18 protein-coding genes are annotated in these 19,833 nt (G+C 51.8%); 11 read left to right on the top strand and 7 right to left on the bottom strand.

The window, feature by feature from the left end; all coding sequences use genetic code 11:
- Position 1: 1 nt before the first annotated feature.
- A complete protein-coding gene (locus M979_RS10440) occupies positions 2–1,303 on the bottom strand; it encodes an MFS transporter (RefSeq protein WP_064554893.1) in 1,302 nt (433 codons plus the stop codon).
- Between the two features lie 296 nt (positions 1,304–1,599).
- Here M979_RS10440 and M979_RS10435 point away from each other — a divergent pair, with 296 nt between their 5' ends.
- Complete coding sequence (locus tag M979_RS10435; RefSeq protein WP_064554928.1) at positions 1,600–2,673, top strand: LacI family DNA-binding transcriptional regulator; 1,074 nt, start codon at positions 1,600–1,602, stop codon at positions 2,671–2,673.
- Here the strand turns inward: M979_RS10435 and moeB are convergent.
- Positions 2,661–3,422 carry a molybdopterin-synthase adenylyltransferase MoeB gene (gene moeB, locus M979_RS10430; protein ID WP_064554892.1) on the bottom strand — a complete coding sequence of 254 codons (762 nt, stop codon included), beginning with the start codon at positions 3,420–3,422 and terminating at the stop codon, positions 2,661–2,663. The two genes, M979_RS10435 and moeB, sit on opposite strands and share 13 nt — an antisense overlap.
- 2 nt (positions 3,423–3,424) lie before the next feature.
- Positions 3,425–4,657, bottom strand: a complete 1,233-nt coding sequence (gene moeA, locus M979_RS10425) for a molybdopterin molybdotransferase MoeA (protein WP_064554891.1) — start codon at positions 4,655–4,657, stop codon at positions 3,425–3,427.
- Between the two features lie 265 nt (positions 4,658–4,922).
- On the opposite strand from moeA, the gene M979_RS10420 reads away from it, so the two are divergent.
- From M979_RS10420 to gsiD, 5 genes are all read left to right on the top strand, one after another.
- Entirely contained in the window at positions 4,923–5,876 is a 954-nt protein-coding gene (locus M979_RS10420) for an isoaspartyl peptidase/L-asparaginase (RefSeq protein ID WP_064554890.1), read from the top strand.
- Entirely contained in the window at positions 5,876–7,726 is a 1,851-nt protein-coding gene (gene gsiA, locus M979_RS10415; protein WP_064554889.1) for a glutathione ABC transporter ATP-binding protein GsiA, read from the top strand. The genes M979_RS10420 and gsiA overlap by 1 nt, the downstream gene beginning before the upstream one ends.
- Positions 7,727–7,742: 16 nt before the next feature.
- Positions 7,743–9,281: a glutathione ABC transporter substrate-binding protein GsiB gene (gsiB, locus tag M979_RS10410; RefSeq protein ID WP_064554888.1), complete on the top strand. Its 1,539-nt coding sequence runs from the start codon at positions 7,743–7,745 to the stop codon at positions 9,279–9,281.
- 101 nt (positions 9,282–9,382) lie between these two features.
- A complete protein-coding gene (gene gsiC, locus M979_RS10405; protein WP_034460062.1) occupies positions 9,383–10,303 on the top strand; it encodes a glutathione ABC transporter permease GsiC in 921 nt (306 codons plus the stop codon).
- Between the two features lie 2 nt (positions 10,304–10,305).
- Complete coding sequence (gsiD, locus tag M979_RS10400; protein ID WP_064554887.1) at positions 10,306–11,217, top strand: glutathione ABC transporter permease GsiD; 912 nt, start codon at positions 10,306–10,308, stop codon at positions 11,215–11,217.
- A gap of 95 nt (positions 11,218–11,312) precedes the next feature.
- Here gsiD and rimO read toward each other — a convergent pair whose 3' ends face one another.
- A complete protein-coding gene (gene rimO, locus M979_RS10395; protein ID WP_034496944.1) occupies positions 11,313–12,626 on the bottom strand; it encodes a 30S ribosomal protein S12 methylthiotransferase RimO in 1,314 nt (437 codons plus the stop codon).
- A gap of 208 nt (positions 12,627–12,834) precedes the next feature.
- Here rimO and M979_RS10390 point away from each other — a divergent pair, with 208 nt between their 5' ends.
- The 4 genes from M979_RS10390 to M979_RS10375 all read left to right on the top strand — a co-directional run bounded on the left by M979_RS10390 (position 12,835) and on the right by M979_RS10375 (position 16,093).
- Complete coding sequence (locus M979_RS10390) at positions 12,835–13,140, top strand: hypothetical protein (RefSeq protein ID WP_064554886.1); 306 nt, start codon at positions 12,835–12,837, stop codon at positions 13,138–13,140.
- 3 nt (positions 13,141–13,143) lie between these two features.
- Complete coding sequence (locus M979_RS10385; RefSeq protein ID WP_064554885.1) at positions 13,144–14,352, top strand: serine hydrolase domain-containing protein; 1,209 nt, start codon at positions 13,144–13,146, stop codon at positions 14,350–14,352.
- Positions 14,353–14,494: 142 nt separating this feature from the next.
- Complete coding sequence (locus tag M979_RS10380) at positions 14,495–14,878, top strand: biofilm formation regulator BssR (RefSeq protein WP_034458593.1); 384 nt, start codon at positions 14,495–14,497, stop codon at positions 14,876–14,878.
- Positions 14,879–14,980: 102 nt separating this feature from the next.
- The gene (locus M979_RS10375) at positions 14,981–16,093 is read left to right on the top strand and encodes a PQQ-dependent sugar dehydrogenase (protein WP_064554884.1); all 1,113 of its coding nucleotides are present in this window, start codon (positions 14,981–14,983) and stop codon (positions 16,091–16,093) included.
- A gap of 125 nt (positions 16,094–16,218) precedes the next feature.
- Here the strand turns inward: M979_RS10375 and M979_RS10370 are convergent, their stop codons facing one another.
- Positions 16,219–16,845, bottom strand: coding sequence for a glutathione S-transferase family protein (locus M979_RS10370; RefSeq protein ID WP_064554883.1), 627 nt, complete (start codon positions 16,843–16,845; stop codon positions 16,219–16,221).
- 247 nt (positions 16,846–17,092) lie between these two features.
- Between M979_RS10370 and dacC the strand changes: the two genes are divergently transcribed.
- Positions 17,093–18,298 (top strand): serine-type D-Ala-D-Ala carboxypeptidase, encoded by a 1,206-nt coding sequence (gene dacC / locus M979_RS10365; protein WP_034458587.1) that lies wholly within the window; start codon positions 17,093–17,095, stop codon positions 18,296–18,298.
- A gap of 61 nt (positions 18,299–18,359) precedes the next feature.
- On the opposite strand, the gene deoR is transcribed toward dacC, so the two are convergent.
- Both deoR and ybjG read right to left on the bottom strand, forming a co-directional pair.
- Positions 18,360–19,124 (bottom strand): DNA-binding transcriptional repressor DeoR, encoded by a 765-nt coding sequence (gene deoR, locus M979_RS10360; RefSeq protein ID WP_034458585.1) that lies wholly within the window; start codon positions 19,122–19,124, stop codon positions 18,360–18,362.
- Positions 19,125–19,195: 71 nt separating this feature from the next.
- The gene (gene ybjG / locus M979_RS10355) at positions 19,196–19,804 is read right to left on the bottom strand and encodes an undecaprenyl-diphosphate phosphatase (RefSeq protein WP_064554927.1); all 609 of its coding nucleotides are present in this window, start codon (positions 19,802–19,804) and stop codon (positions 19,196–19,198) included.
- Positions 19,805–19,833: the final 29 nt, after the last annotated feature.

Here is a 19,833-nt window from a genome sequence, read left to right as displayed (position 1 = left end):
TTCAGGCACGCTTGGTGCGGCGTTCAGCAATAAAAGAAACCAGGAATACAGCGCCAATCAGGTCAAAGAAACCCATGGCGATAAAGAGAGGGTTGTAGCCAATCTTGTCGGCGGTAACACCGATCAGTAGTGAGAACAAGAAGCTGGCAATCCAGGCGGCAGAACCACGCATACCGTTGACTGTGGCCATCTGGCCTTTATCAAAGGAGTCCACCACGAGTGCACTCAACATGCAGGAGATTATCTGGTGCCCGAAGCCGCCGATAGAAATCAGGGCGATGGTGACGTACGGATCTTTAGTGATGGCAACCAGTGCCAGAGAAATCATCAGGAACGCACCGGTAACCGAACTTGCCACGATGGAGTTTGTGCGGGAGCAACCAAACCAGCGGGTATAAAGCCTGGTGAGATAACCACTTGCCACACTACCGAGGTCGGCTGCGAGGAATGGCAGCCACGCAAACATGGCAATTTGCTTGAGGTCCATACCGCGTTCGTTTGCCAGATACAGTGGAACCCAGAAACTCAGTACCGCCCAGGCGGGTTCAGCCATAAATGCCGGAATCGCAATACCGTAGAAACGTTTGTTTTTGCCAACTGTTTTCAGTGCAGTCAGGAAAGGTAATTTCACCGCGGCGGGTTCGTTATCCTGCTTAATGAATGCCAGTTCATCTTTGCTCAGATTCGGGTGTTGTTCAGGATTGTGGTAGAACAACCACCACAAAATAACCCATAACATCGCCAGCACGCCGGTAAACATAAACGCGCCCTGCCAGCCGAATGAGGCATGAGCAAAATAGACAATTGGCGGTGCCAGCATGGCACCAATAGAGAACCCAACGCCCGCCCAACCCGCGGCGATCGGACGCTCTTTTTTCGGGAACCATTCGCCAATAGTTTTGGCATTAGCCGGTGTTGCTGCGGCTTCCGCACCCCCCATAAAGAAGCGCAAAATAGCCAGATGCATCCAGCTGCCAGCACCCGCGTGCATCACGCAGACGATAGCCCATATACTCGCGCAAATCAGGAAGCCGAGTTTCAGACCGATGACGTCAATCAACCACCCACAAATTGGCTGGAATAGGGTATAGGCAAGCTGGAATGCCGCGACAATCCATGAATATTGCTCGGTGGTAATGCCAAGACTGGTTTTTAGCTCAGGGGCCAAAATACCCAGTGAGTTACGGGTAATGTAGTTAACGGTAACGCCTAACAAGAACAGTACCAAAACCCACCAGCGCAGGTTACGGATAGTACGTTTGGCCTTAACGGCGGTGACTCCTGGGTTGATGCCATGACTCATTGTCGTTCTCCACGTAGAAGCAGTGTCTATCGAAAAAGTGAACAATCCCTTGATTGCGTAAACTTGTATCCATTTGATTAATAATTATTTTATTTGCTTCTTGCCGCGAAGAGGCAGGTGCAGTTGCGGCAATGGAGAGAGCGTAAAACAGTTATAAAACGCTCAATAGCGACTTTCATGCAAAAATTTTCATATGAAAGAAGAATTCGTGCGTTCGTTAACGAAAATGCCTGCGATTAAGCCATACACTTTATCGTGAAAATTTTTTCATGAGCGAAATGGGCGCAGATCACAAAATGAGTAAAAAGCTAAAAATCGCCGAAATTGCTGCCGAAACCGGGCTTTCAATCAGCACCGTTTCACGCGTTCTGGCTGGGAAATCGAACACCAGCGAACAAGCCCGCCTGCAAGTACTGAACTGCGCTGGGCAAAAAGGTGTACTTGCAGGAATGGCTGCGGGGCGCATGTTACTTAACAGTTTGGTTGTTTTTGCCCCGCAGCGTGCGTTCGATGAGCGGTCTGATGTCTTTTATTATCGCGTTACACAGGGGGTGAGTAAGGCGCTGGCACCGCATGAAGTTAGGCTGCGTTATTGCGCTCTGGAAGAAAACGACAGCGACGCCAATATGTTTCTAAGCAAAATGAATGAAGCGGAGACGGAAGCGGCGATCTTATTAGGTATTGATGATCCACACATCCACGATCTGGCGTTCGATCTGGGTAAGCCCTGTGTGTTAATCAACTGCCGCGATCGCAAAATGCGGCTTCCTGGCGTTGCACCCGATCACCAACTGATTGGCGACTATGCGGCAAGCTACTTATTTGAGCAAGGACATAAAGCGGTGCTCAATTTGCTCTGCCTGCGTCGCTACACAATGGAGTTACGTCTGGCCGGGATTCGTGATGCCTGGGATGCTAACAATCTGCGATTTGATGACACGCAGCATTTGATTACGGCGCAGAATTTCAGTGCTAAAGAGAGTGAAAGATTAATCAGTGAGTTTCTGGAAAAGACGCCTCGCCATCAGCTGCCAACCGCCTTGTTAGTCGGTGGTGATTTTATGGCCGCAGGGGCAGTAAGCGCACTTCAAAATGCGGGATTACGCGTACCGCACGATATTTCGGTGATGAGTATCGACGGTTTTAATCTGGCTGCTATTCATGATGTGCCGCTGACCTCGGTTCATGTCCCGCGTGACCAGCTTGGCGAAGAGGCTGTGCATATACTTCAGCAGCGTTTAATCCGCCCGGATGCACCGGTCGGTAATTTACTGCTCAATGGCATGCTGGTGGTGCGAGAGTCAGTGCGCCGTATTCGCCCAAACAAGAGCCATACGGCGGTCAGTAGCGTGGGACTTTATGATGAGTGAGTTCCACACACCTCACACTGAGGATTACGCGGCAGTTTCATCTCGCGGAACTGGCAGGTCATCGCGTCGTACATCACGATTTTTCCGGCTGCTGGCGTACCGTAATTCGCCAGCAGTTTAATGGCTTCCATCGCCTGTAACGAACCAATCACGCCCACCAGCGGAGCCATTACGCCTGCTTCCACACAGGTCAGCGCGTTTTCACCAAACAAGCGGCTCAGGCAGCGATAGCACGGCTCGCCATCCTGATGAGTGAATACGCTGATTTGCCCTTCCATACGAATGGCCGCGCCACTGACCAGTGGTTTCTTCAGCGTAAAGCAACACTGATTGAGCTGATTGCGGATCGCCACATTATCGGTACAGTCCATCACAAGATCGTGGCGGGCAATCAGCTCCAGCAGTTGCGCTTCGTCTAACAGCGCGTTGACCGTTTCTAATTGAATATGCGGATTAATTGCCGCCAGCGCATCGCGTGCGGAATCCACTTTTGGCTGCCCGATTGTGGCATCATGATGCAGAGTCTGGCGCTGCAAATTGGACAGCGCGACAGTGTCAAAATCCAGCAATGTCAGGTGCCCGACTCCCGCCGCGGCAAGATATGGGGCGGCAGCACAACCAAGCCCGCCAAGCCCAACAATCAGAACATGCGCGGCTTTCAACGCTTCCTGCCCGTCAAAATCAAAACCGCGCAGAATAATCTGGCGGTTATAGCGCAGCATTTCCTGATCGCTTAATTCAGCGCTCATCCTTAGCCTCCGAACAGGTGGTTGAACGGTTCAACCTCAACCCAATCGCCTGCGTCAACATTCCCACGTTCACGTTCCAGCACGATAAAGCAGTTGGCCTGGCTGAATGAGCTAAAAATATGCGAACCCTGGTGGCCGGTACTCAGCACTTCTAATTGCCCATCTTCACCTGTGCGCATGATGCCGCGCTGGAAATCGAGGCGGCCCGGTGATTTTTTCAAACGCCCAACGGTGCGAGCACGCTGGCGTGGCGGCAGGGCATTTCCTTGCTGACCACTTAATTTGGCTAATAGCGGCTGCACGAGTTGATAGAAAGTGAGTGCCGCAGAAACCGGGTTACCCGGCAGGCCGCAGAACCAGCTGTTTTTCAGGCGACCAAATGCAAAAGGTTTGCCCGGTTTAATCGCCAGTTTCCAGAAGCCAACTTCACCTAACTCTTCAAGCAATTGCCTGGTGTAATCCGCTTCACCGACTGAAACACCACCGCTGCTGATAACCACATCGGCCTGGCTGTCTGCTTCGATAAATGCGGCGCGCAGGGCTTCTGGGTCATCACGAATAATCCCTAAGTCGATAACGTCACAGCCCAACTGTTCGAGCATGATATGCACCGCAAGACGGTTGGTATCGTAGATTTGGCCTTCACCAAGTGGCGTGCCTGGCAGTTGGAGCTCGTCGCCAGTTGAGAATACAGCGGCGCGAACTTTGCGCAGCACAGCAACATCAGCAATACCCAGAGAGGCAATGAGCGGTAACTCGGCAGCTGTCAGCTTTTTGCCTGCCGGTAATACACTGGCGCCCTGGCGAATATCTTCACCACACAGACGGACGTTTTGTCCGTTTCTTACATCTTCATTAAAGCGCACGCCGCTTTCGGTGACTGTGGTTTCTTCTTGCATCACAACCGCGTCAGTTCCCGGCGGGACCGGTGCGCCGGTCATAATACGGATGCAGGTACCTTCAGGCCACTCGCCAGTAAAAGGCATTCCGGCAAAAGCTTTCCCCGCGACAGGCAACGCTGTGCCCAGCGCGATATCTTTCAGGCGCACCGCGTAACCGTCCATCGCTGAGTTATCAAACCCCGGAACATCAATTGGAGATGTGACAGCGTGCGAGGTAATGCGCCCGCAAGCCTTTAGCAAAGGGATAGACTCAGATTCAGTGACAGGAACAATGCGTGACAACATCTGTTCCATTGCGGTTTCAAGGGGGATAAGCCCGGCGGTAAATTCCATGAAAGCTCCTGCGGCGCGGGAAAAATATGTCGGACATTATGGCAGAGAAACGGCCGTGGCTGAATGTCCCATTGGGAGTAATCGACCAGGCCATTTTTCTTTACATTACATTTACATCTTTCTATATTCAAAAATCGTATTAGTTAACAGTCACTATTCTGATATTTATAGCTTTCGTAGTTTCCGTAGGTCGGATAAGCGAAGCGCCATCCGACAACGCAACGGACTCCGAGAATACAACGAACTCTGACAAGGCAATGTCGAAATGAGCAAAGCAGTAATCGCGATTCACGGTGGCGCGGGAGCCATCACTCGTGCGCAACTTAGCCCCGAAAAAGAGCTGCTTTATATCAAAGCATTATCGGACATTGTTGAGGCGGGTCAGGCATTGCTGGCCGCTGGAGGCAGTGCGCTGGATGCCGTCACCGAAGCCGTGCGGTTACTCGAAGAATGCCCGCTATTTAACGCCGGCATCGGTGCAGTGTTTACCCACGACGGTACCCATGAGCTCGATGCCTGCATCATGGACGGCAATACCCTTGAAGCAGGGGCGGTGGCGGGTGTTAGCCATATCCGCAACCCGATTCTTGCCGCACGCAAGGTTCTGGAGCACAGCCCACATGTGTTGCTGATTGGAAGTGGCGCGGAAAATTTTGCCGAGCAGCAGGGTCTTGAAGCGGTTTCCCCGGATATTTTCTTTACTCAGGAGCGCTGGGATCAACTCCAGCGCGCCCGTGCAAATCAGCAAACCGTTCTGGATCACGATGGCGGCGAGCCAATTAATCCGGACACCAAATTTGGTACCGTCGGCGCTGTCGCACTCGATCAATACGGCAACCTTGCCGCCGCAACTTCTACTGGTGGCATGACCAACAAAATGCCAGGCCGCTTCGGCGATTCTCCGATTATCGGCGCTGGTTGTTACGCCAATAACGCAAACGTTGCGGTCTCATGCACCGGAACCGGCGAAGTATTTATGAAGACGCTGGCGGCTTACGATATTGCGGCTCTGATGGAATATGCAGGTCTCAGCCTGCATCAGGCGACAGAACGTGTGGTGATGGAAAAACTCCCGGCGCTAGAAGGCAGCGGCGGAGTGATTGCCATCGACAGCGAGGGCAATGTGGCACTGCCTTTTAACAGCGAAGGGATGTATCGCGGCTACGGTTACGTAGGCGATGCTCCGAGCGTCGGAATCTATAGCAGCCAGGAGCATTGATGCCCCATAGTCACGAACTGCCCGATGATGAAGTGCTATCTGTCAGTGCACTCAACGTTAGCTTTCGCCAGGAAAAAGTCGATACCCAGGCGGTGTCTGGCCTGTCATTTACGCTAAAGCGCGGTGAAACACTGGCGATTGTCGGGGAGTCTGGCTCAGGAAAATCCGTCACTGCATTGGCGTTAATGCGTTTGCTGGACAAGTCTTCGAGTATTGTCGAAAGCGAAAAAGTCCTGTTGCGCCGCCGAAATGGCCTGGTCATTGAACCAGCAGAGTTAAGCTCATCGCAAATGCGCCATGTGCGCGGTGCGGATATTGCAATGATTTTTCAGGAGCCGATGACCTCACTAAATCCGGTGTTCCCGGTCGGTGAGCAAATTGCCGAATCTATTCGTTTGCATCAAGGGCTTGATAAACACGCGGCGATGGAAGAAGCGCGCCGTATGCTCGAACGTGTGCGGATACCAGAGGCGAAAGCCATTTTAGGGCGCTATCCGCATCAGCTTTCAGGGGGCATGCGCCAGCGAGTGATGATTGCCATGGCGCTCTCATGTCGCCCGGCGGTGCTGATTGCCGATGAACCGACTACGGCGCTGGACGTCACCATCCAGGCGCAAATTCTCCAGCTTATTCGCGTCCTGCAAGATGAAATGCAAATGGGGGTGATTTTTATCACTCACGATATGGGTGTGGTGGCGGATATCGCCGACCGCGTTCTGGTGATGTATCGCGGTAATGCGGTCGAGATGGGAACTGTCGCGCAGATTTTTAATGCGCCGCTGCATCCGTACACCAAAACATTACTGGCTGCGGTGCCACGTCTTGGCGCAATGAATGGGCGCGATTTACCCTGTAAGTTCCCACTGATCAATCCAGATAATCCAGAGCAACAAGAACCCGAAACTGAGCAAGACACCGTTGCGCCAGGGGCTGTGCCAATCCTTAAGATCCGTGATTTAGTGACGCGTTTTGATATTCGCAGCGGCATTTTTAACCGCGTCACCAGCCGGGTTCATGCAGTGGAAAAAGTGAGTTTTGATTTATGGCCTGGCGAAACGTTAGGGCTGGTGGGGGAGTCGGGCAGCGGTAAATCCACGACCGGGCGCGCATTATTACGGCTGGTGGAAACCCAGGGTGGCAGCATTCACTTTAACGGGCAGCGCATCGACACGCTTTCCAATGCAGACATGCAGCATGTACGCAAAGACATCCAGTTTATCTTCCAGGATCCGTACGCCTCTCTCGACCCGCGCCTGACGGTGGGCTATTCGATTATGGAACCGTTACTGGTGCATAACGTGATGCCCAAAGAGCAGGCTCAGCAACGTGTAGCCTGGTTGTTGGAGCGTGTTGGTTTGCTGCCTGAACATGCCTGGCGTTATCCGCACGAATTTTCTGGCGGCCAGCGCCAGCGTATTTGCATTGCACGAGCGCTGGCACTTAATCCCAAAGTAGTGATTGCCGATGAGTCTGTCTCGGCATTGGATGTCTCAATTCGTGCGCAAATCATCAACTTATTACTCGATCTACAGCGCGAATTTGGCATTGCCTTTTTGTTTATTTCTCATGATATGGCGGTGGTGGAGCGTATTTGCCATCGCGTGGCGGTGATGTATCTCGGGCAAATTGTTGAAATTGGCCCACGGCGTGCGGTGTTTGAAAACCCGCAACACCCCTATACCCGAAAATTAATGGCAGCGGTTCCGGTCGCCGATCCCGCACATCGTCGTCCAAAACCGGTTTTGCTTTCTGATGACATCCCCAGCACCACGCATAAGCTGGGATATGAACCGCACGTTGCAACGCTTGTGAATGTCGGGCCTGGGCACTTTGTTGCCCGGCCACAATAATAATCAGGAGAACACAATGACCGTATTCGAGAGTAAAAAGTGGCTGTTGGCGGCAGGGCTTGCGACCTCTGTCATGGCGGCCCCGGCATTTGCGGCAAAAGATGTGGTGGTTGCCGTTGCATCCAATTTCACTACGCTTGACCCATATGATGCCAATGACACGCTTTCGCAGGCAGTGGCGAAGTCGTTTTATCAAGGGCTGTTTGGCCTTGATAAAGAGATGAAACTGCAAAATGTGCTGGCAGAAAGCTACACCGTTTCTGACGATGGGCTGGTATACACCATCAAACTGCATCCAGGTGTTAAATTCCAGGATGGTACGGATTTCAACGCCGAGGCGGTAAAAGTGAACCTTGATCGCGCCAGCAATCCGGAAAACCATCTCAAGCGCTATAACCTGTATAAAGCGATTGCAAGCACCGAAGCGGTTGACGCCAACACGGTAAAAATCACCCTCAAACAGCCGTTCTCTGCATTTATAAATATTCTGGCCCACCCGGCAACGGCGATGATTTCCCCGGCTGCATTGAAAAAATACGGCAAAGAGATTGGCTTCCATCCGGTGGGCACTGGCCCATATCAGTTTGACACCTGGAACCAGACTGACTTTGTGAAGGTGAAGAAATTCGACGGTTACTGGAAACAGGGCCTGCCTAAACTGGATACCATCACCTGGCGTCCGGTGGTCGATAACAACACCCGTGCGGCCATGCTGCAAACCGGCGAGGCGCAGTTTGCCTTCCCAATCCCTTATGAGCAGGCGGGTGTGCTTGAGAAAAACGACAAGCTGGAACTGGTGGCGTCACCCTCCATCATGCAGCGTTATCTCAGCATGAACGTGACGCAAAAGCCGTTTGATAACCCAAAAGTACGTGAAGCGATTAACTACGCGATTAACCGCCAGGCGCTGGTGAAAGTGGCGTTTGCCGGATATGCCACACCAGCTGAAGGGGTGGTGCCGCCGTCTATCGACTTTGCGCAGAAGTACAAACCCTGGCCGTATGATCCGGCAAAAGCGCGTGAACTGCTAAAAGAAGCGGGTTACCCGAACGGTTTCGAAACCACCTTGTGGTCATCGCACAACCACAGCACCGCGCAGAAAGTGTTGCAGTTCACTCAGCAGCAACTGGCGCAGGTGGGTATTAAAGTGAAGGTCACGGCGATGGATGCCGGGCAGCGTGCTGCGGAAGTGGAAGCCAAAGGGCAAAAAGAGAGCGGTGTGAGAATGTTCTACACCGGTTGGTCGGCGTCGACGGGCGAAGCGGATTGGGCGTTGTCGCCGCTGTTTGCTTCATCCAACTGGCCGCCAACGCTGTTTAACACCGCGTTCTACAGCAACCCACAGGTGGATAAAGACCTGGTCGAAGCGCTGAAAACCACCAATCGTGATGATAAAGCGAAGCTGTACAAAGACGCGCAGGACACCATCTGGAAAGAGTCTCCGTGGGTGCCGCTGGTAGTTGAAAAACTGGTTTCCGCACATAGCAAAAACCTCAGCGGTTTTTACGTGATGCCGGATACCGGGTTTAGTTTTGATGACGCGGATTTGAAGTAGCAGCAGGTTTTTCGTTGTAGGGTGGATAAGCGTACGCGCTATCCACCGGGAATATGGCGGGTGGCGCATGCGCTTACCTGCTCTACGTTAACGGAGTGAATTTGTTTAACTACTTCCTCAAACGCCTGCTGGGCCTGATTCCCACGCTGCTCATCGTCGCAGTGCTGGTGTTTCTGTTCGTCCATATGTTGCCAGGTGACCCGGCTCGCTTGATTGCCGGGCCGGAAGCTGATGCCACCGTTATCGACATGGTGCGCAAGCAACTGGGCCTGGATCTACCGCTGTGGCAGCAGTTTTTGCATTATATCGGCAACATTTTGCAGGGTGATTTTGGCACATCAATGGTTTCGCGCCGCCCGGTTGCTGAAGAGATCGCCAGCCGCTTTATGCCGACCTTCTGGCTGACCATCACCAGTATGGTTTGGGCGGTTATTTTCGGCCTGTTCACCGGCATTATTGCTGCCGTCTGGCGCAACCGCTGGCCGGACCGTTTAAGTATGACCATTGCCGTTTCCGGTATCTCTTTCCCGGCATTCGCACTTGGCATGTTGCTGATGCAGGTTTTCTCCGTCGAACTGGGCTGGCTGCCGACGGTGGGCGCGGAAAGCTGGCAACATTACATTCTGCCTTCGGTGACGCTTGGCGCAGCGGTGGCGGCGGTGATGGCGCGCTTTACGCGAGCCTCGTTCGTGGATGTGCTGCAAGAAGATTACATGCGTACCGCACGCGCTAAAGGCGTGAGTGAAACGCTGGTCGTTATCAAACACGGGCTGCGTAATGCAATGATCCCGGTTGTCACCATGATGGGCCTACAGTTCGGCTTTCTGCTTGGCGGCTCAATTGTGGTCGAAAAGGTATTTAACTGGCCGGGCCTTGGGCGCCTGCTGGTGGATTCGGTTGAGATGCGTGATTACCCGGTGATTCAGGCGGAAGTATTGCTGTTCTCGCTGGAATTTATTGTTATCAATTTAGTGGTGGATCTGCTCTACGCCGCCATTAACCCAGCTATCAGGTATAAGTAAGGATGCGACTCTTTAACTGGCGACGCCAGGCGGTACTGAATACGATGCCGGTAGTTCGGCCAAACCAGGTGCGCACGCCCTGGCACGAATTTCTGCGCCGCTTGCGTAAGCAACCTGTGGCAATGTTTGCTGGGATGTTCGTACTGTTCTTGATTGTTATTGCTCTGATTGCGCCGTGGATTTCCCCATTCGATGCGGAAAACTATTTTGATTATGACCGGCTCAACGATGGCCCGTCGGTGATGCATTGGTTTGGCGTGGATTCGTTAGGGCGAGATATTTTCAGCCGCGTATTGGTAGGTGCGCAAATTTCGCTAGCAGCGGGTGTATTTTCTGTATTAATCGGCGCGTTGATTGGTACTTTCTTCGGTTTACTGGCGGGATATTACGAAGGCTGGTGGGACAGGGTGATCATGCGCATCTGCGATGTGCTGTTTGCCTTTCCGGGGATTTTGCTGGCGATTGCTGTGGTAGCGGTGATGGGCAGCGGGATGTCGAATGTGATCATCGCCGTCGCCATTTTTAGCATCCCGGCTTTTGCTCGCTTGGTGCGAGGCAATACGCTGGTGCTTAAACATCAAACCTTTATCGAATCGGCTCGCAGTATCGGTGCCTCGGATGCGACCATTATTTTCCGTCATATTCTGCCGGGGACGGTTTCGTCGATTGTGGTCTATTTCACCATGCGTATCGGCACCTCAATTATCTCCGCCGCGAGCCTGTCATTTTTGGGTTTAGGTGCACAGCCGCCAACGCCGGAGTGGGGGGCAATGTTGAACGAAGCGCGCGCCGATATGGTGATTGCACCGCACGTCGCGATTTTCCCGAGTCTGGCAATTTTCCTGACGGTGCTGGCGTTTAATTTGCTGGGAGATGGGCTGCGCGATGCGCTTGATCCGAAGATAAAAGGGTAATTTCAAAGAAAAAAGGCGGATGATGCGTACGCTCATCCGCCCTACAACTCTATTTCGTAGGTCGGATAAGCTTAGCGCCATCCGACATTCAGAAATTAAACCACTGAACCCCACAGGTCATATTCGTCCGCGTTTTCAACCTTCACGCGCACCACATCACCTGGTTTCAATTTGGTTTCGCCATTCAGATAAACCGCGCCGTCGATTTCCGGAGCATCAGCCATACTACGACCAATTGCGCCTTCTTCGTCAACTTCATCAACGATAACCAGAATTTCGCGACCCACTTTTTCTTGCAGGCGCTCAGCAGAGATCTGCTGTTGCAGCTGCATGAAACGGTTCCAGCGCTCTTCTTTTACTTCTTCTGGCACAGGATCAGCCAGTTCGTTGGCGGTCGCACCTTCAACCGGGCTGAACTTGAAGCAGCCAACACGATCCAGACGCGCTTCTTTCAGGAAGTCGAGCAGCATCTGGAAATCTTCTTCTGTTTCGCCAGGGAAGCCAACGATGAAGGTAGAACGCAAAGTCAGATCCGGGCAAATCTCACGCCATTGCTTAATGCGCTGCAACTGGCGATCAACGCTACCAGGGCGCTTCATCAGTTTCAGGATACGCGGGCTGGCGTGTTGCAGAGGGATATCCAGATACGGCAGGATTTTACCTTCCGCCATTAATGGAATCACATCATCAACGTGCGGATATGGGTAAACGTAGTGCAGACGCGTCCAGACGCCGAGTTTAGCCAGTTGTTCACACAGGCTAACCATGCTGGTTTTCACCGGCTCACCGTTGTAGAAACCGGTACGATGCTTAACGTCCACGCCGTAAGCTGAGGTATCCTGAGAAATCACCAGCAGCTCTTTCACGCCCGCATCAACCAGACGTTTCGCTTCTGATAGCACATCGCCAATCGGACGGCTGTCCAGATCGCCACGCATAGAAGGGATGATGCAGAAGGTGCAACGGTGGTTACAGCCTTCGGAAATTTTCAGGTAAGCGTAGTGACGCGGAGTCAGCTTCACGCCTTGTTCCGGCACCAGGCTCAGGAACGGGTTGTGTTTTGGTTTCGGCACATAGTGGTGAACGTGCTGCAAAACTTGCTCGTAGCTATGCGGGCCGGTGATTTCCAGAACTTTAGGGTGCACTTCGCGGATTTGATCTTCTTTGGCCCCTAAACAGCCGGTCACAATCACTTTGCCATTTTCGTTCAGCGCTTCACCGATCGCTTCAAGCGACTCTTGTACGGCACTGTCGATAAAGCCACAGGTGTTAACGATAACCATATCGGCATCATCATAGCTAGGCACTACATCGTAACCTTCGGTGCGCAGCTCAGTCAGAATTCGTTCAGAATCGACGAGGTTTTTTGGGCAGCCGAGGGAGACAAAGCCAATACGGGGTTGTTGCATGGGTTGTACGCTCACAAAGTAAACAGAAAATAAAAACCGGCCGATTCTACACGGGTTTTGGGCGTGGCTCTACTGGTTGTTTTTCCCGGCACACAAGATGAAATTTCAGAATCATTGAAGTGCCTTAGTTTTTGCTTACCTGAGGCGCTGGTTCTATTATCTTCCCGCTCGCCTTAAACATCCGCCCTACTAATAGAGATAATATTTAATGCGCAAGATTTTAGCCCTTACCGGACTGCTGGCTGCGGTTGCATTGCTTTCTGCCTGTAATGTGATCCCAACCCCTCTCAATACACCACCTGCGACGGCGCAAAAGTTTGTTTGTGGCGGTGAAAAAATCGCGATAGATGGCGACTACGCCTGGTATAACGGCGATCGTTACTCCTATCAAAGTATGAGCGGTGGGCAGGCATTTTATCGCTACCACAGCAGTAATTTCGGCCTGAAAAAAGTCGGTGAAAAACGCACGATGCTCGTTGGTCTTGATGCAAAACCTTGTGTGGCGGCAAACTAATTGATGAATTCGCCCCGTCGCCTGAGTACGCTGCTGCTCGGTTTTATGTTGGCGGGATGTGGAACGCTGTCGAACGTTGCTCCTGAGGCTGAAGTGCCGCAAAAAGCCCAGCGAGCCTGCGGTGAGCCCGCAACGCGTGATATCAACCAATGGTTGCCTGCCATGGTTGAAGAGCAATCACCCGGCATGGTGGTGGGGGTGATTGATGCCAGTAATCAGCGCCATTACTGGCATTTTGGCGTCACCGATGCCGGGCACAATAAACCTGTCAACGAACATACTTTGTTTGCCGTGGGTTCGTTAAGTAAAGGGATGACTGCAGAGGCGACTGCGGTGTTAGTGGCGCAAGGGCGCTTGCACTGGTCAGATACGCTTGAAACGTTGCTGCCACCATCGGTGGCGTTAAGCCGTGATGCGAAAAAAATTACGCTGCTTCAACTGGTGACGCATACCTCTGGTTTGCCACGGCAAAACATGGACTTGCCAATGCTGACTGCTTTTATTCGTTATCTTGGCAACGGTGAGAATTTCTACTCACATCTCGATAGTGATGATGTTGTCGCAGACCTGGCTGGATTTAGCAAACCGGGCAATGCCGAACCGCGTTACTCAAACCTGGGTTATGCCGTGCTCGATTATGTTTTGCGCTACCAGACCGGGCAGCGAGCTGACCAACTGGTGCAATCTGCCATCTTTGATCCTCTCGGGATGCATAACAGCAGTTTTACCCCGCAAAAACTGAAAAGCTATCCGCTACGGGCTATTGGCCATGCGGGCAGCCAGCCGAAATTTATCCCACGCGGGCAAGTGGTGCCTGACTGGCAGTTCACCGGCAATATGCTTGGCGCGGGTGGTTTGTATACTGACACTGCCGATTTACTGACTTTTGCCGCCGCGCATCTTGCCAGCACTGGCGATGCTACGCTTGATAAAGCGATTCACGATACGATGCAGATCTATTATCCACGGGATAAAGAAGCCGCCAATATTGCCTGGGTGACAGATACTTATGGCGAGCAATCCATCACTTATCAGGTGGGATATATTGGTGGGTACTCCAGCTATATAGGTATTGATCGCGTGAATCATTTTGCTGTTGTGGTGCTGCAAAACAGTTTCACCTGGCAAAATAACCTTGGGCACAGTGTGTTACGACAAATGCTTGAGGAACAACGCCAGGCTGCGACCTGTAGTGTCAATCCCGCTGCGTAATCCTTTGTTTCACCGCGATTGTTAGCCATTGTAAAGGTTATTGCCGGGGATCAAAAAACACGGCAAAAAAGACCGGTCAGCTTAAAATTTATCCATACTATAAGTGTGTGTTATCGATTCAAACCACATGGAGGATAAATGCATGACTGGGGAGCCACTCAAACGAGATCTCTTGAAAAAGATGATTATCGCCAAAATAGACATCGCCGCTTATCTCTCTTTGAGAAAAGCCAAAGGCTATATGTCTGTGATTGAAACTGAGCATCTGCGCGATAACTTGTTCGACTTGTCTTCTGAGTATCGTGAGAAGGCTTTACGCCTCAAATTCCACCTTGCAGCGCAAGAAATGGAAAGTATTAATCAGGGTATGAGTGCGGTGTGTTCTGCCGGAGTTTGCCTGATGACCGGGCGCCATGATTGCCCACAATATATCGCCATCGATGCCGAAAAACTGGAAAGCTGTCTGTCTGAACTTTCTGCCAGCCTGAAAGATATTATGGGCCACCAACTGGCCGTAGAGTCGTGATATATGGGGGAGGAGACTCCCCCAATTTAAGTTTTTGTAAAATTGCCATCCTACCAATCCTGGAAGACTAACCTTATCGGGTATACCGATAAGGAGAAGGTTATGCCACGGTCGCCATTACGCTCATTCATCGCCGCAACATTATTATTTTCAGCAAGCTTCAGTTGGGCTGCGGAGGTCAAAGTTGAGGTGCTGCAAAGCAAGCTCGACCACCCATGGTCTTTAGCTTTTTTGCCTGACAACAAGGGGATGCTTATCACACTGCGTGATGGGCAATTGCGCCGTTGGCAGCCGGGTGAAGGGCTCAGTGACCCGATTTTTGGTGTGCCGAAGGTCTGGGCGCATGGGCAAGGTGGGTTGCTGGATGTGGTTCTGGCACCGGACTTTGAAAACAGTCGCCGTATCTGGCTGAGTTTTGCGGAAGGCAATAGTGATGACAAAGCGGGTACTGCCGTGGGTTATGGCACGTTGAGCAGCAATATGCAGCGGCTGGAGAATTTCAAAGTGGTCTTCCGCCAGACTCCAAAACTCTCAACCGGCAACCATTTTGGCGGGCGCATGGCATTTGATGGCAAAGGCTATCTGTTTATCGCGCTCGGTGAGAATAACCAGCGCTCTACCGCTCAGGATCTGGATAAACTTCAGGGCAAATTAGTACGCCTGACGCAAGACGGTGAGGTGCCACAGGACAATCCATTTGCAGGTAAGCAGGGAGTTCGTGGCGAAATATGGTCTTACGGGCACCGCAACCCACAAGGGCTGGCGTTTAACCCTGCCAATGGTGAGCTGTGGCTCAATGAACACGGCCCACGTGGTGGCGATGAAATCAACGTATCTCAGCCCGGTAAAAACTACGGTTGGCCGCTGGCAACCTGGGGCATTAATTATAGTGGTTTACCGATTCCTGAAGCCAAAGGCGAAATTGTGGCAGGCACTGAACAGCCGGTTTATTACTGGAAAGTTTCCCCGGCGGTGAGCGGTATGGCGTTTTACAACGCTGACAAATTCCCACAGTGGAAGGGAAAACTCTTTATTGGTGCGTTGAAAGAGAAAAACCTGATTGAGCTGACGCTTGCTGGCGATAAGGTCACGGAACAGAAGCGGTTGCTGGACGACCACGGGGCGCGTATACGTGATGTGCGCGTCGGCCCGGACGGTTATCTTTATGTCCTGACCGACGAATCTGACGGGCAATTACTAAAAATTAGCCCTTGATAAACAGGTTTTGTAGGGTGGATAAGCGATAGCGTCATCCACCATTGACACAGGGTAGTCGGATGTCGCTACGCTAATCCGACCTACGAAAAAGCAATATCAGCAGTCTCATCCGATTAGCGTTTTTAGCTCAAAGGAATCATCACGACTTTCTTGAATGCCGGGCGCTGGGTCAGTTGCTGATACCAGCGTTGCAGATTGGGAAAATCATTCCATTGGATGTCGAGATTAAGCAGGTTGTAAGTGCTCGGACCAAGCGCAATATCGCCGGCACCGAACTCATCACCACCTAGCCACGGCTGTTTCGCCAGTTCGGCATCAACCATGGCAAACAGCGTGTTGCACTGCGCGATGCTATCGGCTATCAATTTTTCATCGCGTAATTCAGGCGCTGTTCGTACCAGGCTGAAAAACACGCCCCGATGTGGGCCTGCGAGGGCGGTTCCTGCCCAGTCCATCCACTTTTCGCCGCGTGCTCGGGCGGCGGGTTCAGCAACCCACAACGACTCTTTACCATATTGCGCAGCCAGATAACGCACGATGGTATTGGATTCCCATAATGTCAGATTGGTTGCATCATCATGAATGCAGGGCACCAACGCATTAGGGTTCATCGCCAGATATTCAGCATCATGCGTTTTACCAAATTTCCCACCTGCCGGAATTGAGTGATACTCCACGCCTAACTCTTCCAGGCACCACAGCACTTTCTTCACATTAGTCGAATTGTCTCTGCCCCAAACTGTGATCATTTTGTTTCCTCATTGTTAGTTTGCACTTCAGTATGCCGTGCGCTGGTGAAGAAAACAGCACGTAAGCTCAACAGCAGCTAAAAAACTCGACAACGTGGCGGCAAGTCACGCAGTTATCGAATAAACTTAAAAAACTTTACCAATGCTTTGTTTCTTTAAGCGGATTCACACGTTAGCTTACTGGCAACTTGATGATTAAGTAACGGCGTGCGTCGTGACTTTTATAGAATGGATACTGGGTGGTGTTATGAAAACTTTGCAAATCCCTGCTTCGCTTCGAGCATTACTGGCGGGAACAACCCTGCTGTTGGTAGCCGCGCCTGCGGTTAGTGCAGAACAGACTGCTGATGCACCGCAAGTAGATGCTAAAGCGTGGATCTTAATGGATTATGCCAGTGGCAAAGTTCTGGCTGAAGGCAATGCCGATCTACAACTGGATCCGGCAAGCCTGACTAAACTGATGACCAGTTATGTGGTTGGGCAGGCGCTCAAGGCGGATAAAATCAAGCTGACGGATATGGTCACCATCGGCAAAGATGCCTGGGCCACCGGCAATCCGGCTCTGCGTGGCTCGTCGCTGATGTTCCTGAAACCGGGCGATAAAGTCTCGGTCGAAGATTTGAATAAAGGTGTCATCATTCAGTCAGGTAACGATGCCAGCATTGCAATTGCTGATTATGTGGCAGGCAGCCAGGATTCGTTCGTCAGCCTGATGAACAACTATGCGCAAAAACTGAATCTGACCAACACCACCTTTAAAACCGTACATGGCCTGGATGCACCAGGGCAATTCAGTACCGCACGCGATATGGCGCTGCTCGGCCAGGCGTTGATTCATGATGTGCCAGAAGAGTACGCCATCCACAAAGAGAAAGAGTTCACCTTTAATAACATCAAACAGCCGAACCGTAACCGCTTGCTGTGGAGCTCAAACCTTAACGTTGATGGCATGAAAACCGGCACCACTACCGGAGCGGGTTATAACCTCGTCGCTTCCGCGACTTCGGGTGACATGCGTTTGATCTCCGTGGTGCTGGGCACTAAAACCGATCGTATTCGCTTCAATGAAAGTGAGAAATTGCTGACGTGGGGTTTCCGCTTCTTTGAAACCGTTACACCGATTAAACCGGATGCCACTTTTGTCACGCAACGCGTATGGTTTGGGGATAAAAGCGAAGTGAATCTGGGGGCCGGTGAAGGTGGCTCTGTCACGATTCCTCGTGGCCAGTTGAAGAACCTGAAAGCAAGCTTCACGCTGACCGAACCGCAGCTGACCGCGCCGTTGAAGAAAGGCCAGGTGGTTGGCACCATCGATTTCCAGCTTAATGGTAAATCAATCGAACAGCGCCCATTGATGGTAATGGAAGCAGTGGAAGAGGGTGGTTTCTTTAGCCGGATGTGGGACTTTGTGTTGATGAAATTCCATTCATGGTTCGGCTCCTGGTTCTCTTAATCCCTTCTTCATACTTCGAGCCGCATTTGCGGCTCGAAGTATTTTGGGCAGAGCTTATTTATTACCACTCGAGCTGAATACTCTCCGACGCGGCAAATTCAATAAATGCCGCATCGGGTTGTTGATTACTGATAATCAAATCAAAAGCAGCAAGCGGCCCCATACAGGCTGCACGTACTTTGCCAAACTTACTGTCGTCCACGACCAGCACACGCTGCTGCGCCATCGCTAATGCCCAGTGTTTTACCGGCAGCTCGTCGAGATTAAAACAGGTAGCTCCGTGGCGAGTATGAATGCCTGCTGCTGAGAAGAAGGCGATATCCGGGCAGAAATTGTTCAGACACTCCTGGAAGTTAATAGGCTTGAAAATCGCATTGCTGGCATGAAACTCGCCCCCGCTCAAAATCACCCGGCAGCCGGGTTTATCCTGTAGCGCCAGAAAGGTGTTTAATGAGTAACACACCCCGGTAAATTGCAGTTCATCGTCCAGTGCTTCAATGATGTAAGGCGTGGTGGTGCCGCAATCAAAAAATACCGTCTGATGTGGGCGAACCATTGCTGCAGCAAGGCGCGCAGCATGGCGTTTCTCGTCAATACGGCGGGTTTTCTGATCGCTTAACAAATAATGGTTGGCGGTGACGCTACGCGGTTCGAGCACCACATAGCCGCCCAATAACACCACGGGACCGGGTTCACTGTTGAGATCGCGGCGAATGGTCATTTCAGAGACACCGAGTAGCGCGGAAGCCTCTTTAAGATGAATTTTGTCGCTGCGTTTAAGCGCCTGAATCAGGCGGTTGATGCGTTCGTCGCGCCGGGTTTCCATGATGCCCTCTGAATATGAAAAACCCGGCATCGCCGGGTTTCGATTAACGCATCTTACCTTTGCAAAAACAGTTAGTCACGCACCCAGCCTTTGCGGATAGGCAGGGCAAAACAGAATCGATAAGCCTGATGCAAGCGGGCGTGAAGTTGCACCCCGAACCAGTTCCATGCCATTTGCGCCAGTAAACAAGAACACAGACCCACCAGCAAACCGCCGAGCATATCCAGCGGCCAGTGCACACCGAGATAAACACGTGACCAGGCAATCGCACAACCAATTACAAATAACACCACACCCGACCACACGCGGTGCCAGAACAAAAACGCCAGTGCGAAGGTGAAAATCACCGTGCCGTGGTCACTTGGGAATGAGTCATCCGGCGCGTGGTGCAGGAAGTTATAGCCGAACCCTGTCACGAACGGGCGGTCATGCGGAAAGCTATGGCCAATAATCCACGACAGCGAAACGCTGATGAGGATCGCCAGCGCAGTCTTAATCACCACCGCGCGCTGGGCGCTCATCTGGCGGCGTTGCCCCCACAGCCACAGAATGGCAATCAACAACGGCACAATATTAATTAAATCTTTAGCAATAAAAATGGCAAATGTAATCAACCATGCAGGAGAATCAGGTGTGGCATTAATCAACAAAAAAAGTGCCTGATTGAGTTGTTCGATCATATCTACTTTGGTTCCTTTATCAGCCGGTT

The sequence above is a fragment of the Buttiauxella noackiae ATCC 51607 genome (assembly GCF_001654865.1).
Lineage (GTDB): Bacteria > Pseudomonadota > Gammaproteobacteria > Enterobacterales > Enterobacteriaceae > Buttiauxella > Buttiauxella noackiae.
This window is presented reverse-complemented; position numbering and strand designations above follow the sequence as displayed.

What these genes read in the sequence shown, in the direction of transcription:
- M979_RS10440 (WP_064554893.1), bottom strand. Translation starts at nt 1,303, where the DNA reads ATGAGTCATGGCATCAACCCAGGAGTCACCGCCGTTAAGGCCAAACGT.
- M979_RS10435 (WP_064554928.1), top strand. Translation starts at nt 1,600, where the DNA reads ATGAGTAAAAAGCTAAAAATCGCCGAAATTGCTGCCGAAACCGGGCTT.
- moeB (WP_064554892.1), bottom strand. Translation starts at nt 3,422, where the DNA reads ATGAGCGCTGAATTAAGCGATCAGGAAATGCTGCGCTATAACCGCCAG.
- moeA (WP_064554891.1), bottom strand. Translation starts at nt 4,657, where the DNA reads ATGGAATTTACCGCCGGGCTTATCCCCCTTGAAACCGCAATGGAACAG.
- M979_RS10420 (WP_064554890.1), top strand. Translation starts at nt 4,923, where the DNA reads ATGAGCAAAGCAGTAATCGCGATTCACGGTGGCGCGGGAGCCATCACT.
- gsiA (WP_064554889.1), top strand. Translation starts at nt 5,876, where the DNA reads ATGCCCCATAGTCACGAACTGCCCGATGATGAAGTGCTATCTGTCAGT.
- gsiB (WP_064554888.1), top strand. Translation starts at nt 7,743, where the DNA reads ATGACCGTATTCGAGAGTAAAAAGTGGCTGTTGGCGGCAGGGCTTGCG.
- gsiD (WP_064554887.1), top strand. Translation starts at nt 10,306, where the DNA reads ATGCGACTCTTTAACTGGCGACGCCAGGCGGTACTGAATACGATGCCG.
- rimO (WP_034496944.1), bottom strand. Translation starts at nt 12,626, where the DNA reads ATGCAACAACCCCGTATTGGCTTTGTCTCCCTCGGCTGCCCAAAAAAC.
- M979_RS10390 (WP_064554886.1), top strand. Translation starts at nt 12,835, where the DNA reads ATGCGCAAGATTTTAGCCCTTACCGGACTGCTGGCTGCGGTTGCATTG.
- M979_RS10385 (WP_064554885.1), top strand. Translation starts at nt 13,144, where the DNA reads ATGAATTCGCCCCGTCGCCTGAGTACGCTGCTGCTCGGTTTTATGTTG.
- M979_RS10380 (WP_034458593.1), top strand. Translation starts at nt 14,495, where the DNA reads ATGACTGGGGAGCCACTCAAACGAGATCTCTTGAAAAAGATGATTATC.
- M979_RS10375 (WP_064554884.1), top strand. Translation starts at nt 14,981, where the DNA reads ATGCCACGGTCGCCATTACGCTCATTCATCGCCGCAACATTATTATTT.
- M979_RS10370 (WP_064554883.1), bottom strand. Translation starts at nt 16,845, where the DNA reads ATGATCACAGTTTGGGGCAGAGACAATTCGACTAATGTGAAGAAAGTG.
- dacC (WP_034458587.1), top strand. Translation starts at nt 17,093, where the DNA reads ATGAAAACTTTGCAAATCCCTGCTTCGCTTCGAGCATTACTGGCGGGA.
- deoR (WP_034458585.1), bottom strand. Translation starts at nt 19,124, where the DNA reads ATGGAAACCCGGCGCGACGAACGCATCAACCGCCTGATTCAGGCGCTT.
- ybjG (WP_064554927.1), bottom strand. Translation starts at nt 19,804, where the DNA reads ATGATCGAACAACTCAATCAGGCACTTTTTTTGTTGATTAATGCCACA.